The following is a 14,296-nucleotide window of genomic DNA, read 5'->3' as shown; positions in this document are numbered from 1 at the left end:
CGCTCCCGGTTTAGGCCGAACACAGTGCGCCAAGCGGCGCGGACGTGGTATAGGCACCGTCGACATAGACCAGCGGCGACACCTCGCCAGCCAGCTTTACCTCGCGCAGGCGTCCGATGAAGACTGCGTGCGTGCCGTAGTCGAAGCGGCCATCCTGCTGGCACACCAGATTCGCCTGCGCGTCGCGCAGGCACGGCACGCCAAGCAGGTCGTCCTCCCACTCGCCACTGGTGAAGCGTTCCTCGCCCTTGAGCCGGCCGCTGCAATCCACCGCGATATCGCGGTGGTCGGCTGCCAGCAGGTTGATGCAGAAGTCCGCGCCGGCGTCCAGCGGCGGGTAGATCGACGAATTGCGGTTGATGCAGATCAGCAGCGAAGGCGGGTCCGCGGACAGCGAATCGACCGCGGTCACGGACATCGAATAGCGGCGCTCGCCATGGCGGCAGCTGATCACCGCCACCGAGCGCGCCATGCGGCGCATCGCCATCAGCATGTCATCGCGCAGCGCGGTGCTGGGTTCGAGGTTGGCGCTCATAAGGCCTCCTGTACGGTTTGAGCATGGGGCGCGGCGGCAGGCTGGCGCGCGTTCTGGGAGAGCACGTCGGCAGCAATAAAGCCGAAGGTCATGGCCGGGCCCAGGGTGGAGCCCGCGCCGGGATAGCTGGTGCCCATCATCGAGGCACTGGTATTGCCGATGGCGAAGAGCCCGGCAATGGCGGTGCCGTCGTCGCGCAGCACGCGCGCGCTGGCGTCCGTCACCAGGCCGCCCTTGGTGCCGATGTCGCCGGCATCGAGCCGCACGGCGTAGAACGGCGCCTTGCCGATCGGCGCCAGGCACGGGTTGGGCTGCACTGCCGGGTCGCTGTAGTAGGTATCGAACAGGTTGTCGCCCTTGCCGAACTCCTCGTCCACGCCGGTGGCCGCGTAGCGGTTCATGCGCGCCACGCTGTCGGCCAGGCCGCCGGCATCGACACCGATCCGCTGCGCCAGCTGTGCCAGCGAGTCGGCGCGCACCAGGATGCCGGACAGGCTTGCCGGAATGCTGCGGTCCGGCATGACCGAGCCGGGCAGGATCGGCCCGCACGGGTATTTGTGGCGGAAGGTGGCGTCGAACACCATCCACGCCGGCACGCTGCTGCCGGTCTTCTCGTGGTCGCGGTACATGGCGGGCACGAACTCGGAATACGGCGCGGCCTCGTTGACGAAGCGCCGGCCCTGCCCGTTCACCACCAGGCAGCCGGGCATGGCGCGCTCGATAAAGAGCGCGCGCTGCTTTTCCTCGCCCTGCACATGCACGGTGGGTGCGCCCCAGACGTGGGACATCAGCGCCACGCCGGCGCCGGCGGCCTGGGCGGCGCGGATGCCGTCGCCGGTGTTGTTGGGCGGCGTCGCGCTCCAGGCGGCCTGGGTCGGTTGCGGCAGGTACTGTTCGCGCATGGCCTGGTTGCGCTCGAAGCCGCCGGCGGCCAGGATCACGCCGCGCAGCGCGCGGATCTCCACCACGCGCCCGTCCTGCACCGCGCGCACGCCGCGGACGGTGCCGTCCTCGACGATCAGGTCCTGCAGCGCGGTATCGAGCCACAGCGGGATCGCGCGGTCCATCATGGCCCGCCGCAGGCCACCGACCAGGCTGTTGCCGAGCGTGAGCCGGCGGTCGCGCCGGGTCTTGCGGCGCCAGCCCAGGTCGAGCCAGTAGCGGGAAAACTGGCGCGCCGCCAGGCCCAGCCAGCCGGGCGCGCGGCACAGCAGCGCATGCGCCTCGGCCGAGGTCACGGCCACGCGCCCGCCCACCAGCGTGCCTGGCGACGGCGGCCGCAGCCGCGAGAATTCCTCGCGCAGCTGCGCGCCATCGAACGGCATCGGGTCGAGCGCGCGGTAACCCGGCATCGCACCCGGAACCTTCTGGAAGTAGTCCGCGTAGCGCGGCAGCGTGTAGTAGCGCACGCCGGCCTGCTGCTCCAGGTACTGGAGCATGCGGGGCGCCTGCTCAAGATAGGCGCGCACGCGCTGCGGATCGCCGTGCTCGCCGGCGCACGCCAGGATGTATTCCAGCGCCGTGGCGTAGTCGTCGCGCCCGCCTGCCGGCGCGATATGGTGGTTGAGCGGAATCCAGATGCCGCCGCCGGACACCGCCGAGGTGCCGCCGTACTGGCTGCTCTTTTCCAGCACCACCACCGACAGTCCGCGGTCCGCGGCGCGGCAGGCGGCCAGCATGCCGCCGGCGCCCGAGCCGACCACCACCACGTCAAACTCGCTGGGCTGCATGCGCGCTCTGCTCTGGCTCATATTGGGTCTCCGTGCCGGCGCGCGGCTCAGATGAAGAAGTCAGTGTTGGCGCGGCCCATCATCACGCCGCCCAGGTTCTGGCCGAAGCGGTCCAGGTTGTTGGCGTAGTGGGCGCGGGCCGCATGCAGGTCGAGGAAACGGCGCACCATCGGGTTGCTGCGGTAGATGCCGTTGCCGCCGGCATAGCGCAGCAGGCCGTTGGCCAGTTGCGCGCAGCGCTCGGCCACTTGCGCGGACTGGTAGCGGAAATGCAGGCGGCGCGGGGTCTGCACCTGGCCGCCTTCACGCGCAACGGCCAGCAGCTCGTCGAAGTTGCGTTCAAGGATGGTTCGCATCTCGTCGATGGCCACCTGCGCGTTGGCGCAAGCCATCTGCGCGCCGCCGTCTTCCGCAGTCTTGCCGCCACCGTTGCTGCTGACGCGGCCGTCGGCATAGGCGACAAAGTCATCGAGCGTGCCTTCCAGCGCCCCGATGCAGGCGGTGCACACCGCGCGCACAAAGATCTGCGCGAACGGCAGCCGGTACAGCGGCGCGTCATTGACCGCCAGCCCCGGGCTGGTGCCCATGGCGCCATCGACGGCGCGGTGGGTGCGGTAATCGGGCACGAACACGTCCTCGACCACGATATCGTGGCTGCCGGTCGCACGCAGGCCCAGCACATCCCAGTTGCGCACGATCTTGTAGTCGGAGCGCGGCAGCAGGAAGGTGCGGTAGTCATAGGCGCCGCCCGGCTCGGCCGGCGGCACCAGCCCGCCCAGGAAGATCCAGTCGCACAGCTCGCTGCCGCTGGAGAACTTCCAGTGGCCGGAGAAGCGATAGCCGCCTTCGACCGGCGTGACCTTGCCCACCGGCATATAGGTCGAGGCGATCAGCGTGGCAGGGTTGCTGCCCCACACTTCCTGCTGCGCGCGCTCGTCGAACAGCGCCAGCTGCCAGTTGTGCACACCGACCACGCCATAGACCCAGGCGGTCGACATGCAGCCCTTGGCCAGCGCCATCTGGATGCGGAAGAAGGTCTGCGGATCGAGCTCGTAGCCGCCGTGGCGGCGGGGCTGCAGCACCTTGAAGAAGCCCGCGGCCTGCATGTCGGCAATGGTCTCGGCGGGAATGCGCGCTTCGGCCTCGGCCTGCGCGGCGCGCTGGGCCAGCACCGGAATCATCTGTTCGGCACGCGCGATCAGCCGTGCCGCCAGTTCCTTGGGATTGTTGTCGTGATGCACCGCGGTCTCCTTGTTGCTATGTCGCTTTGTCTTGGGCTGGCATCGATGTTTGCACCGGCGGGGCGGGGTGCCATCGTCTGTTGGGACTAGCTATGTGCTTCAGGCCCTTCAGCTTCCGCTTGCGTGCTCCCTCTCCCGCTTGCGGGAGAGGGTTGGGGTGAGGGCGGGCGTGTCCTGCGAAGTAAGGCCTGCGGTATGCCACCGCCTACCCTCACCCCCTGCCCCTCTCCCGCAAGCGGGAGAGGGGAGAAAACCGCAGCGTTACGTAGCCGTGATCAAGCCAGCGCGCGCAGCTTCCGTCCCTGCTTGCGGAAGTGCGGGATCACGTGCTCGCCGATATTGCGGATGGTTTCCAGCTGCGCCCATTGCGGCACCGTGCCCATCTGGCAGATGAACAGGATCTCGTCGGCGCCGGAATCTATCAGGCGCTGCACGTAGCCGATGCAGTCCTCGACGGTGCCGTAGGCATGGTTGGGGTTGAGCATCATCATCGACGGGTCGCTGAAATCCACCGAGACCTTCTCGGAGGCGAACTTCGTGTTGATGACGGCCTTGCCCTGCGCGTCCGTGGCGGTGACATGCTCGTCGTCCCAGGTGGACGGGTCCGGCCGCTCGCCGCCGGCATACCAGTACGACAGCGACTCCATGAAATAGCGCTGGCCCTTGATGCCGATCTTGCGCGCGGCCAGGCCGTCTTCCAGCACGATGGTCGGGCACAGCGCGGCCAGGTGCTGGTGCGGGCGGAAGCCCACCTGGTCCTCCGGCTTGCGGGTCTCCCACGCGGTACGGTAGATTTCGTTCTTCCTGGCAACATCCTCGGGGCCGCCAAAGCCGAGCACCAGCGCGCCCATGCCGCGCGCGCCGGCGCGCTGCAGCGTGTCGGCATTGGTGCAGGCCAGGTACATCAGCGGGTGCGGGTCCTGGCGCGGCTTGGGGTGGATCGGGCGGCGCGGGATCTTGATGAACTCGCCGTCGTGCTCGATCTCGTCCTGCGTCATGATCTTCGGGATCAGGTACATCGATTCGTCGATCATCGGGTGCAGGCTGTTCAGGTCGTAGCCGAAGGTGCCGGCCTCCTGCTGGGTGCCGCCCTTGCCCACGCCGAAGTGCACGCGGCCGCCGGACAGGATGTCCAGCGTGGCGATGCGCTCGGCCACCTTGACCGGATGGTTCATCGCCGGCGGCAGGCACACCACGCCGTGGCCGATGCCGATGCGCTGCGTGCGCCCGGCAACGAAGGCCAGGAAGGTCTCCGGCGCGCTCATGTGCGCATAGTTGGTCAGTGCGGTGTGCTCGACCGCCCAGACCACGTCAAAGCCCATGTCCTCGGCCAGCACCACCTGTTCCATGATTTCATCGAACACCTTGTGGTCGCCGGCACGCGAGGCATCGACGGTCTGGGCTTCATAGATCAGTGAAAAACGCATTGCAGTCCCCTTCTCTGGCATTGATGGTTCAGGACCGCCGCCGGGGCGCCGCCGGTTGCCGCGCCACCGGCCCGAAGCGGCCTGTGTGATCGCAGTGTGGTCGGCGCAAGGCGTTGCAACATCGTCTGATTGGATTATGAGCAGGACATGGAGCATCCCTATCATTGGCCACGGGCATCACGCCCGCTTTCACCAGGAGGATCAGGACATCATGCAAGCCAGGCTGCTGCTTTACCCCGTCGCGGACATCGACACCGCGCTGCCGTTCTTCACGGAAGGACTTGGACTACCGGTGAAATTTCGCGACGAAAGCCGCTATTGCGCGCTCGACGCGGGCGCGCTGACGCTGGCGCTGGTGGCCGGCGAGGAACGCCTGGTGGACCAGCCCGCGCTGGCCTTCAAGGTGGATGAGGGTGACGATATCGCCGCGGCGATGGCGCGGCTGGTCGGTGCCGGCGCCAGCGTGACGCTGCCCGCGGCGCAGGGGCCGCATGAGACGCGTGCGGTGCTGGAAACGCCGGAAGGCTTTGCGCTGGTGCTCAGCGCAAAGCCTTGACGTGCGTTACGTCGCTTAGCCCAGCGAAATCACGCTGCTCAGCAGCATACGCACCAGCGTGGCCTGCCGGGTCACGCCGGTCTTGGAGAAAATCGCCCGCAGGTGCGCGCGCGCCGTGTTCTTGCTGATGCCGAGCTCGTCCGCAGCCTCATCGAGCGTGAGCCCGTTGGCCAGCTGGAGCGCCAGCTGCGTCTCCGCCGGCGTGAAGTCAAAGAGCTGGCGCACCACCTCGTGCGAGGCCTGCGAGCGCCGCTCCGGGTCGCGGATGAACACCACGGAGGCGGGGCGCTTGCGGTTGTCCTCGGACCACTCGCTGAGCGGGATGGTGCGGATCAGCACGCCCAGCCTGGCGCTGCCGGACGGGCGCGTGATCGACATCGCCTCCATCAGCGCCGGCGTGGTGCCGAGGTGGCCCATCATGGCCTGGCGCAGCAGGCGCTGGAACTTGCGGTTCTCCTGGCCGTATTCCACGTCCAGCCCGCCTTTGGCGACGCGGATGCCATCCTTGGCGCCAAGGATTTCATCGGCGGCGGCATTGGTCTTGATGATGGCGCCGGACTCGTCCAGGATCACCATCCCGACCAGCATGCGGTCGATGGCGCTGGCATACACCGTGCGTTCCGATTCAACCACGTCGATGCGCGAGTGCAGGTCCACCGCGCGCTTCAGGTGCGGCAGCAGCGCGGTGCACAGCGCCTTGTCGGCGGCGGAGAAGTCACGCCCGTCATGCTCGCGGCACACGCGGAAGCGGCATTCGACGCCGTCATCGGTACGCAGGTCTGCGCCAAGGATGTAGCGGATGCCGATGTCCTTGAGGAACTGCTGGTAGAGCTCGCTCTGGCACCAGGCGCCGGGCCCGAGATGTTCATCGATGGTCACCACCCGGTCCGACGGCAGGCCGATGAACGGGTCGAGCGCGTAGTAGTAGTTGTTGTAGGAGGTCTCGCCGGGCAAGGTCGAGCCATGCTCGGACGCATTGACCATCAGCCCGGGCCGGTCCGTGGCCGGCGAGCGCAGGATCAGGGTGCAATAGTTGGCGTTGAGCTGGCGGCGGATCTGTTCCAGTGCCTTGCCCCAGGGCACCTGCTCCATCGGGCCCTGGTAGATATTGCCCAGCAATGTGCTGAACTCCGACAGCGACACCGTTGCCTGTGCGAACAGGTGTGCGGTCGCCTGGTTCTGGCTAACCTCCATCAGCATTTCCTCTGTCTCCATTGTGGCGTGCTCAGCGCTTCGGACTTGCCGGGTCGGCGCTGGCCTGCTACGGGCTCTGTGGCCCTTTTTTGTGCCCTGATTATAGGGACGGCATAGGGGTCGCGGCTTGCCCCCGCCTTCATGGTTTGCCCTAGTCAAGACCGGCTACAAACGCTGGCCGGACTAGTCTTGCGGGACAGGCCAATCCTCACGCGCCGGCGGGCCGAACACATACTCCAAACAGACTAAGGACAGACCCATCCAGGGCGTTCAAGGGCAAACCCCTAGACACCATGTGACGCCGCCCTCCTACCCAAACAGACGATGCCGTGCCGCCGCGCTGCCGTTACAAGTCAGCCATGCGCGGCGATCCCCGCCGCCTTCTTTTCACGGAGAACCATGACCATGGCGGCAGACCCGCGGCAGCAGGCCGCAGTGATCACCGGAGCGGCCAGCGGCATCGGCCGCGCGCTCGCGCAGGCCCTGGCAGCGCAAGGCTACGCGCTGGCGCTGGCCGATATCGACGCCCGCGCGCTTGAAGCGGTGCGCGAGACGCTTGCCGGCCAGGGGGCAAACGTCATCGCCGTGCCTACCGATGTCTGCGACGTGCGGCAGATCGAGCACCTGTGCGAGGAAAGTTTCCTGCGCCTGGGCCGTGTCGACCTGCTGGTCAACAACGCCGGCGTGCTCGCCACCGGCCGCTGCTGGGAGCTGCCGCCGGAGGTGTTCGACCACGTGATGCGCGTCAACCTGTGGAGCGTGCTGCACGCGCTGCGCTGCTTCGTGCCGCGCATGGCGGCGCAAGGCGCCGGCCATATCGTCAACGTGGCCTCGATGGCCGGCCTCGCCGTGGGGCCTTGGCTGGCCCCCTACACGCTGTCCAAGCAAGCGGTGGTGGCGCTCAGCGAAGGGCTCGCGCTGGAGCTGCAGGCTGCGGGCCTGCCGCTGGGCGTGTCCGTGGTCTGCCCCGGTCCGGTGGCCACCGGCATCGCGGCCGGCCTGGACGGCGGCGGGCCGCAGGAGGTGGACCAGATGAACGGCGCGCTGCGCAGCGGCATTGCCGCCGGCATGACGCCGGACGCGGTCGCGCGCTACATTCTGGACGGGGTCTCGGCCGGCCGGTTCTGGATCCTGCCGCACGAGCAGGCCGTGCAAGCGGCGCTGGCGCGCGCGCAAGGCATTGCCGCCGGCACCCCGCCGGCGTTCGCGCTCTGACACCGATTTCCCCACTGCAATCCAGGAGACCCCATGCCGCTCGATCCCCAGGCCCGCGCCGTGCTTGAAGCCATGGCCGCCATGCCCAGCCCCGACTTTTCCACCCTGCGCGCCGCCGACTACCGCGCCGCGCTGGCGGCCATGCCCGCGTTCGCGCCCGGCGACACCGTCGCCACGCAGCAGGACCTCACCATCGTTGGCGCCGCAGGCCCGCTGCAGGCCCGCCTGTACCGGCCCGACGACAGCACGGCACTGCCGCTCGTGGTCTATTTCCATGGCGGCGGCTTTGTCCTCTGCGGCCTCGATTCGCACGACAACATCTGCCGCAGCCTGGCGCGCCGCAGCGTCGCGCTGGTGCTGTCGGTCGACTACCGGCTCGCGCCGGAAGCACGCTTCCCCGCCGCCGCCGACGACGCCGTCGCGGCCGTGCGCTGGGCCGCCGCGCATGCGGCGCAACTGGGCGCCGACCCGGCCCGGCTGGCTGTGGCTGGCGACAGTGCCGGCGGCAACCTTGCCGCCGTGGCCTGCCAGCAGTTGCGCGGCAGCGGCATCGCGCTGCGGCACCAGCTGCTGCTCTACCCCTACCTGGACTGCAGCGACGCCGCGGCCGCCAGCGCCAGCTATCGCGAATGCGCGCAGGGCTACTTCCTCGGCGCCGCGGAACTTGACTGGTATCGCGCCCAGTACCTGGCCAACCCGGCCGACGCCACCGATGTGCGCGCCAGCCCGCTGCACCAGCGCGAGCTGCATGGCCTGCCGCCGGCCACCATCATCACCGCGGAATACGACCCGCTGCGCGACCAGGGCGAGGCCTATGGCGAGGCCCTGCAGCGCGCGGGCGGCGGCGCCGCCGTGCGCCGCTGGCCGGGCCAGTTCCACGGTTTTATCAGCATGCAAGGGATGATCGATGCCGCCAGCGATGCGCTGGATGCTGCCGCTACGTCGCTGCGCCAGGCCTTTGGTGGCAACGCCCGACAGGAGGCAGCATGAGCCCCGCCACCCCCCTGCCGCCGATGGCCGACGTGCTCGCGGCGCTGGTCGCGGGCCAGCGTGTGCTGGTGATCGAAGACGAGACCGACGAAGCCACTGGCTGCGTCCTGGTTGCCGCGGAACGCGCCAGCGAGGCCGATGTCAACTTCATGGCCGCCGAGGCGCGCGGCCTGGTCTGCATGGCGATCACCGAGGCGCGCCGCGCGCTGCTGCAGTTGCCGCCGATGGCCGCAAACCACCGCCAGCGCGAGCGCTACACGGTGTCGATCGAAGCGGCCAGCGGCGTCAGCACCGGCATTTCCGCCGCCGACCGCGCGCTCACGCTGCGCGTGGCGGCGGCAGCGCGCGCGCAGCCGCATGACCTGGTCCAGCCCGGCCACATCTTCCCGGTGGTGGCGCAGCCCGACGGCGTGCTGCGCCGCGCGGGCTTTGCCGAGGCCTGCTCCGACCTGCCGGCGCTGGCCGGGCGCGTCGCCGCCGGCGCCTATGCGATGCTGCTCGATGACGATGGCGACCTGCTGCGCGGCCCCGCGCTGCTAGCCTTCGCGCGGCACCATGGCCTGCCGGCGGTTTCGATCAGCGGGCTGATCCACCACCGGCTGCTGACCGAAAGCGCACTGCGCCGCACGCATTCGACGGAACTGGCCACGCCCTACGGATGCTTCACCGTGCACGCCTACCATGACACGCCGGTCGATGCGCTCCATCTGGCGCTGGTGCTGGGCCAGCCCGATCCTGGGCAGCCGGTGCTGACACGCGTTCAGACCGTGGAAATGCAGCGCGACGTGCTGGGCTTCGGCACGCCGGCCCAGCCCGCGTGGAACCTGGAGCGCTCGCTCGCGCGCATCGGCGCCGAAGGTTGCGGGGTGCTGGTGCTGCTGGATGAACGTGAATCGCCGCAGCAGCGGCTGGACCGGCTGGCAGCGCCGGCCGGCGCCTCGCCGGCGCCGGCCTTCGCGCAACGCGCGCTGGGGGTCGGGGCGCAGATCCTGCGCGATGTGGGGGCGCACAAGCTGCGCCTGCTCAGCCATCCGGTGCCGTATCGCGCCGTCACCGGCTTCGACCTGGAGGTCACCGAGTTCGTGCCGCCGTGCTGAACTGTCAGGAACGGCAGCCGAAGCAATCGGCAAAGCTGCGCGTGAAGCGCTCCACTTCGGCGTCTGGCAGGTGGTTGATGCCGCCTGCCAGGCGCCGGCCGCCGCCGGTCTCGAAGCCGCGGCAGAAATCGGCCGCCCCGGTGGCGCTGTGCGCGGGCACCCGCACGCTGACGGCAAAGCCGCCGCCGGACTTCGGCGAGAGCAGGCCGATGGCGTCGCCGGGCCGGCCGCGCACCAGTTCATTGGCCAGCACGCCGATCGCGCGCCGCGCCCACGGCGCGTCCGGCAGCACCAGCAGCGCGGCGCCGGGCACTTCGTGCGCGGGCGCCAGGCAGCGCCCGCGGGCCATGTCGTCCTCATATCCCTCGCACAGCACCGCATAGGCCCCGCATTGCGCGGCGAACGCCAGCGGGTCGGCAAACGGCAGCATGTGCCGCGCCAGCTCGGCGGGATCGAAATGCAGGTCCGCCACGCACTCGCCATAGGCGTTGTAGTTCAGGCACGTGCCCAGCTGTTCCAGCACCGCGGTTTCGCACTCGCCCAACCCCGCCTGCGCCGCCAGCGCGCGCGCCACGCCGCCCAGGTTGTCGCCGAACGCGGCGGTGATCGCCCAGCGCCGGTGGCAGCCGTCCAGGTGGCGGTCGACCAGGATACTGGTGCAGACCTCCGGCCCCTCGTCGATATGCGCGCGCAGGCCGGCATGCCCGGGCAGTTCGCCGGCATGGTGGTGGTCGAAGTAGTCCACCCGCGCACCGGCGCCGAGCAGCCGCATCAGGCCATCGCGGTTCTGCTCGAGCGAGATGTCCAGCGCGGTCACGGTGTCGCCCGGCCCGGCGTCGATGCGCTCGAGCAGCCGGATATCGCGCTTGACGCCGGTGACCAGCGTGGCGTCGCCGGCATCCGCCAGGCGCAGCTGCTGCAGGGCGCACAGGCCGTCGGCATCGCCGTTGAAGGCAAAGTAGCGTGTCATGGCAGGTGTGGTCAGGACTCAGGGCATGAAATCGCCGCCGTTGGCATCCAGCGAAGCGCCGGTGATGGCCCTAGCGTAGTCTGACACGAGAAACAGCGCCGCGCGCGCGCAGTCGTCGTCGGTCGGCATGCGGCCCAGCGCAATCTGCGCGGCCACCGGCGCGATCACGGTGTCCTCGCTCACGCCCTGCTCGGCCGCGGCGTGGCGCACATAGCCCTGCACCGGCTCCCCCCACATCCAGCCCATGAAGATGCTGTTGGCGCGGATGCCATGCGGGCCCAGTTCGCGCGCCAGGTACTTGACCGCCACTGCCAGCGCGCCCTTGGACGCCGCGTAGCCCGATTCGCCGGGCATCGGCTTGCGCGTGGCCTGGGTGTTGATCATGACAATGGCGCCGCCGCCCTGCGGCTTCATCAGCGCCGCCACCTCCTGCGTCAGGGTCATGGTGCCGAACACGTTGGTGTCGAACACCTGGCGCCAGACATCCAGGTCGGCCGCTTCCACCGGCTCGGGGAAGTTGCCGTGCTGGAAGGCGCTGTTGACCAGCGCGTCGATGCGGCCGAAGCGGCGCATGGTCTCGCTGGCCAGATGCCGGGACTGGGCCCGGTCGGTGATGTCGGTCACCACCTTGAGCACTTCGCAGTCGGCGCCCAGTGCGTCGATGCGGGCCTGGGCGTCGTCCAGTTTCGCCGCGGTGCGCGCGGCGATGGCAACGGCGCGGGCGCCTTCGCGCGCCGCCTCCACGGCCAGCTTGACGCCCAGCCCGGGGCCGATGCCGGATACGATGACGATCTTGTCCTTCAACAGCATGGTGTTGTCTCCTGTGATGCGCAGTGCGCTGTCTTAGTTTTGCTTCAGGATGTGCCGCGCGCGGTAGCCGGCGAAATCGCGTTCCAGTTGTTCCTGGCTCAGGCCGAACTGCTCCAGCGTATAAGCGTGCGCCGCGCGCTGGTTGCGCGGGTTGCCCTCCATCCATGCCCAGATGCCGGCGCGGGCGGACTCGGTCAGCGGCATGCCGGCAAAGCGGTAGACCGCCTGCGCCACGCCGAAGGGATCGCTCACCGTATCCTCGAAGCGCACGTCGAGGAAGCGGTCGGCAGGCAGACTGTCGCGCACCGTCATGGCATGGGCGGTGGCGCGCTGCATCTGCCCGCCCCACTGCCGCCCCACCGTGACGGCGTCGGGCGCATCGGCGTATAGCTTCCACAGCGTATGCGCCATGCTGGCCATCGACGGAATGGTCTGGGCGGGGTCGCGATGGGTCAGCACGACCTGCGCGCCGGGGAAGACCCGGAACAGGATTTCCAGCGTATGCAGGTGCTGCGGCGTCTTCAGCACCCACCGCTGCGCCGGCGCCTCGCCGCGCTGCCGCTTCTGCCACTGCAGGAACTGCAGCATGGTCTTCAGGTAGGCATAGACCTGGGTGCGGTCGTGCCGCGCCAGCCAGTCGGTATAGGACGGCACGTTGGCGTAGGAATCCATCGCGCACAGGAAGGAATGCTCCATCAGCATGAATTCCTCGTCGGCCGCCATGGCGTCGAGCGGATGGATGGCGAGGATGTCCGGGATAAAGCGGATCATCTGCGCCACTTCCTCGCGCGCCAGCCCGATGCGCCGGCCGGCGTCGCGCACGTCCTCGCCGGGCAGCGGCGCCGGGTAGCGCGTTTCCCACCACGCCGCCGAGTGGAAGCGCGCGTCCGTGGCCAGCATGCGCTGCAGCAGCGTGGTGCCGGTGCGCGGCAGGCCGACGATCACCAGCGGATCGTCGACGCCCTCTTCCAGGATCTCGGGATGGCGCCGGCAGTAGTCCTGGATCACCAGCCGATTCACCAGTTGCGCCTGCAGCTTGCCTTGCAGCATCTGCGCGCCCTGCGGCGACAGCCCGGCTTCGCGTGCAAGCGAGTCGGACAGCACCTCCAGCGCCTCGCGGTAGTCGCCCGGGCCAAAGTCAGTCAGTCCGCCGGCCTGTTCGCTGGCCTGTGCCAGCAAGCGCTCCACGTCAAGCACCGTGGTGTGTTCGGATGCGATGGTGTTCATACGTTCTCCCTGCATTCATTCCTGAGCGATTCAAGCTTGACCACGCGCGTGCGTGGATGCACCGGCTGCGCCGCCCCCACCCAGCGCCAGCACATGGTGCCGTTGCGGTGGCCCGCGGTCTCCAGCCAGTTGGGCAGGCCAGGATCGCGCGCGCTGAGGATGACGGTGACGCCGCCGCTGGCATCCAGCCGGGCACTGTGCTTGTTCAGGCAGATGTCGTGGTAGCGGTAGTCGAGCGACTCCATCCAGTAGTTGTTGATCTGGAAATTCCAGAAATCGCAGGCCGGCACCCGGTCCACCTCGACCACCAGCGCTTCGTCGTCCGCCAGCGCCCAGCAGGAGTGGTAGTAGAAGATGTTGGGATCGCCGCCTGCGGCCTGGCATACGGCCTGATCGGCGGGCGGCAGTGCGTTGACATGGCCGCCATAGCCCTGCGCCCAGTCGGCGAAGATGCGCGCGGTGCCCTCGACAAAGCCCGCGGCGCGCAGCAGGCCGCCGTGCAGGCGCTCGGCATCGAGCACGGGCGGCTTGTCGCTGCCATTGAGGCGCTCGATGTGCAGTTCGGCCGGGGTCTCAGCCTTGCGGTCCATAAAGGTCTGCCGCACCACCAGCGCATTGGTGCCCGGCTCCATGCGCACCCAGTTGCCTTCGTGCTGGCGCGCGCTGAGGACGATTTCGAAACTGCCATCCGCCGCCACTGCCAGCTTGTTGCTGTCGAGAAAGCCGGTCTGGACCATGCGCCCGTCGGTTTCGTAGCCGCCCTTCTGCGTACCGAAACTCAGGTAGGCCACCGTGCCGCGCCGGCCGCGGATGCGGTACTCGGCACCGCCGTCCAGGCGTGCGTAGCGATAGAGATTGTCCGGATTGTCTGCGCCGATCTTGGCGGTTTCGTGCGACGGTGAGAAGAAGTCGGGAAACGCCGGATCGGCGAATTCCACATGCATCTCCAGCGCAATGCGCAGCAGGCGGCTCAGGTAGCGGAAGCCCTCGGCGCGCGTGAGCGCGTCCGCCGGCGCCTCCGGGCGCAGGATCTGCTGCCCGCTGCGCTTGAGGACCTCGCAAAACTCGGCCCAGGTCTGGCCGCACAGCAATTGTTCTTCGGCGGAGTTCGCCATCTGCCTGCTCCCGTGGTTCGTCGGCGAAGCAACGATACCCAGCGCGGGGCCGCCCCAGCCTCGTCCGGGTGGACTAGGAAATGCGCGCCGTGTCCCGCCATTTCTTAGTCCGCCCGGACGAAGTGGCGAAGGGCCCCGGCTCGCTACCTTGTGTCCATGCCTGACCGCCGCGACATCCCTGCACGGCGC

The 14,296-nt window shown here is 68.9% G+C and carries 13 protein-coding genes; 4 read left to right on the top strand and 9 right to left on the bottom strand.

Features of this window, described 5'->3' with window-relative positions; all coding sequences use genetic code 11:
- Window positions 1-10 precede the first annotated feature (10 nt).
- The 4 genes from CNE_RS20975 to CNE_RS20960 all read right to left on the bottom strand — a co-directional run bounded on the left by CNE_RS20975 (window position 11) and on the right by CNE_RS20960 (window position 4,933).
- Window positions 11-535: a flavin reductase family protein gene (locus CNE_RS20975; protein ID WP_013952282.1), complete on the bottom strand. Its 525-nt coding sequence runs from the start codon at window positions 533-535 to the stop codon at window positions 11-13.
- Window positions 532-2,286, bottom strand: a complete 1,755-nt coding sequence (locus CNE_RS20970; protein ID WP_013952281.1) for an FAD-dependent oxidoreductase — start codon at window positions 2,284-2,286, stop codon at window positions 532-534. The genes CNE_RS20975 and CNE_RS20970 overlap by 4 nt, the downstream gene beginning before the upstream one ends.
- A 26-nt stretch (window positions 2,287-2,312) precedes the next feature.
- Window positions 2,313-3,506, bottom strand: a complete 1,194-nt coding sequence (locus tag CNE_RS20965; RefSeq protein ID WP_013952280.1) for an acyl-CoA dehydrogenase family protein — start codon at window positions 3,504-3,506, stop codon at window positions 2,313-2,315.
- 275 nt (window positions 3,507-3,781) lie between these two features.
- Window positions 3,782-4,933: an LLM class flavin-dependent oxidoreductase gene (locus tag CNE_RS20960; protein ID WP_013952279.1), complete on the bottom strand. Its 1,152-nt coding sequence runs from the start codon at window positions 4,931-4,933 to the stop codon at window positions 3,782-3,784.
- Between the two features lie 211 nt (window positions 4,934-5,144).
- Here CNE_RS20960 and CNE_RS20955 point away from each other — a divergent pair, with 211 nt between their 5' ends.
- Window positions 5,145-5,489, top strand: a complete 345-nt coding sequence (locus CNE_RS20955) for a VOC family protein (RefSeq protein WP_013952278.1) — start codon at window positions 5,145-5,147, stop codon at window positions 5,487-5,489.
- Between the two features lie 15 nt (window positions 5,490-5,504).
- Here the strand turns inward: CNE_RS20955 and CNE_RS20950 are convergent, their stop codons facing one another.
- On the bottom strand, window positions 5,505-6,689 hold the full coding sequence (locus CNE_RS20950) for a helix-turn-helix transcriptional regulator (protein ID WP_013952277.1): 1,185 nt from the start codon (window positions 6,687-6,689) through the stop codon (window positions 5,505-5,507).
- A gap of 399 nt (window positions 6,690-7,088) precedes the next feature.
- Here CNE_RS20950 and CNE_RS20945 point away from each other — a divergent pair, with 399 nt between their 5' ends.
- The 3 genes from CNE_RS20945 to CNE_RS20935 are packed head-to-tail and all read left to right on the top strand — an operon-like array spanning window position 7,089 to window position 9,985.
- Window positions 7,089-7,898, top strand: a complete 810-nt coding sequence (locus tag CNE_RS20945) for an SDR family NAD(P)-dependent oxidoreductase (RefSeq protein WP_041228802.1) — start codon at window positions 7,089-7,091, stop codon at window positions 7,896-7,898.
- A gap of 33 nt (window positions 7,899-7,931) precedes the next feature.
- Entirely contained in the window at window positions 7,932-8,888 is a 957-nt protein-coding gene (locus tag CNE_RS20940; protein ID WP_013952275.1) for an alpha/beta hydrolase, read from the top strand.
- Window positions 8,885-9,985 carry a 3,4-dihydroxy-2-butanone-4-phosphate synthase gene (locus CNE_RS20935; RefSeq protein ID WP_013952274.1) on the top strand — a complete coding sequence of 367 codons (1,101 nt, stop codon included), beginning with the start codon at window positions 8,885-8,887 and terminating at the stop codon, window positions 9,983-9,985. The genes CNE_RS20940 and CNE_RS20935 overlap by 4 nt, the downstream gene beginning before the upstream one ends.
- Before the next feature lie 4 nt (window positions 9,986-9,989).
- On the opposite strand, the gene CNE_RS20930 is transcribed toward CNE_RS20935, so the two are convergent.
- Genes CNE_RS20930 through CNE_RS20915 form a run of 4 tightly spaced genes read right to left on the bottom strand, consistent with a single transcriptional unit; the run spans window position 9,990 to window position 14,107 of the window.
- A complete protein-coding gene (locus tag CNE_RS20930) occupies window positions 9,990-10,955 on the bottom strand; it encodes a hypothetical protein (RefSeq protein ID WP_013952273.1) in 966 nt (321 codons plus the stop codon).
- 18 nt (window positions 10,956-10,973) lie between these two features.
- On the bottom strand, window positions 10,974-11,765 hold the full coding sequence (locus CNE_RS20925) for an SDR family oxidoreductase (protein WP_013952272.1): 792 nt from the start codon (window positions 11,763-11,765) through the stop codon (window positions 10,974-10,976).
- A 33-nt stretch (window positions 11,766-11,798) separates the two neighbouring features.
- Complete coding sequence (locus CNE_RS20920; RefSeq protein ID WP_013952271.1) at window positions 11,799-12,992, bottom strand: sulfotransferase family protein; 1,194 nt, start codon at window positions 12,990-12,992, stop codon at window positions 11,799-11,801.
- A complete protein-coding gene (locus CNE_RS20915; RefSeq protein ID WP_013952270.1) occupies window positions 12,989-14,107 on the bottom strand; it encodes a DUF1214 domain-containing protein in 1,119 nt (372 codons plus the stop codon). Before CNE_RS20915 ends, CNE_RS20920 begins: the two co-directional genes overlap by 4 nt.
- Between the last annotated feature and the right edge of the window lie 189 nt (window positions 14,108-14,296).

Source organism: Cupriavidus necator N-1, assembly GCF_000219215.1.
Taxonomy (GTDB): Bacteria; Pseudomonadota; Gammaproteobacteria; order Burkholderiales; family Burkholderiaceae; genus Cupriavidus; species Cupriavidus necator.
Note: the sequence above shows the minus strand (reverse complement) of the source record. Positions and strands in the feature narration are given on the sequence as shown.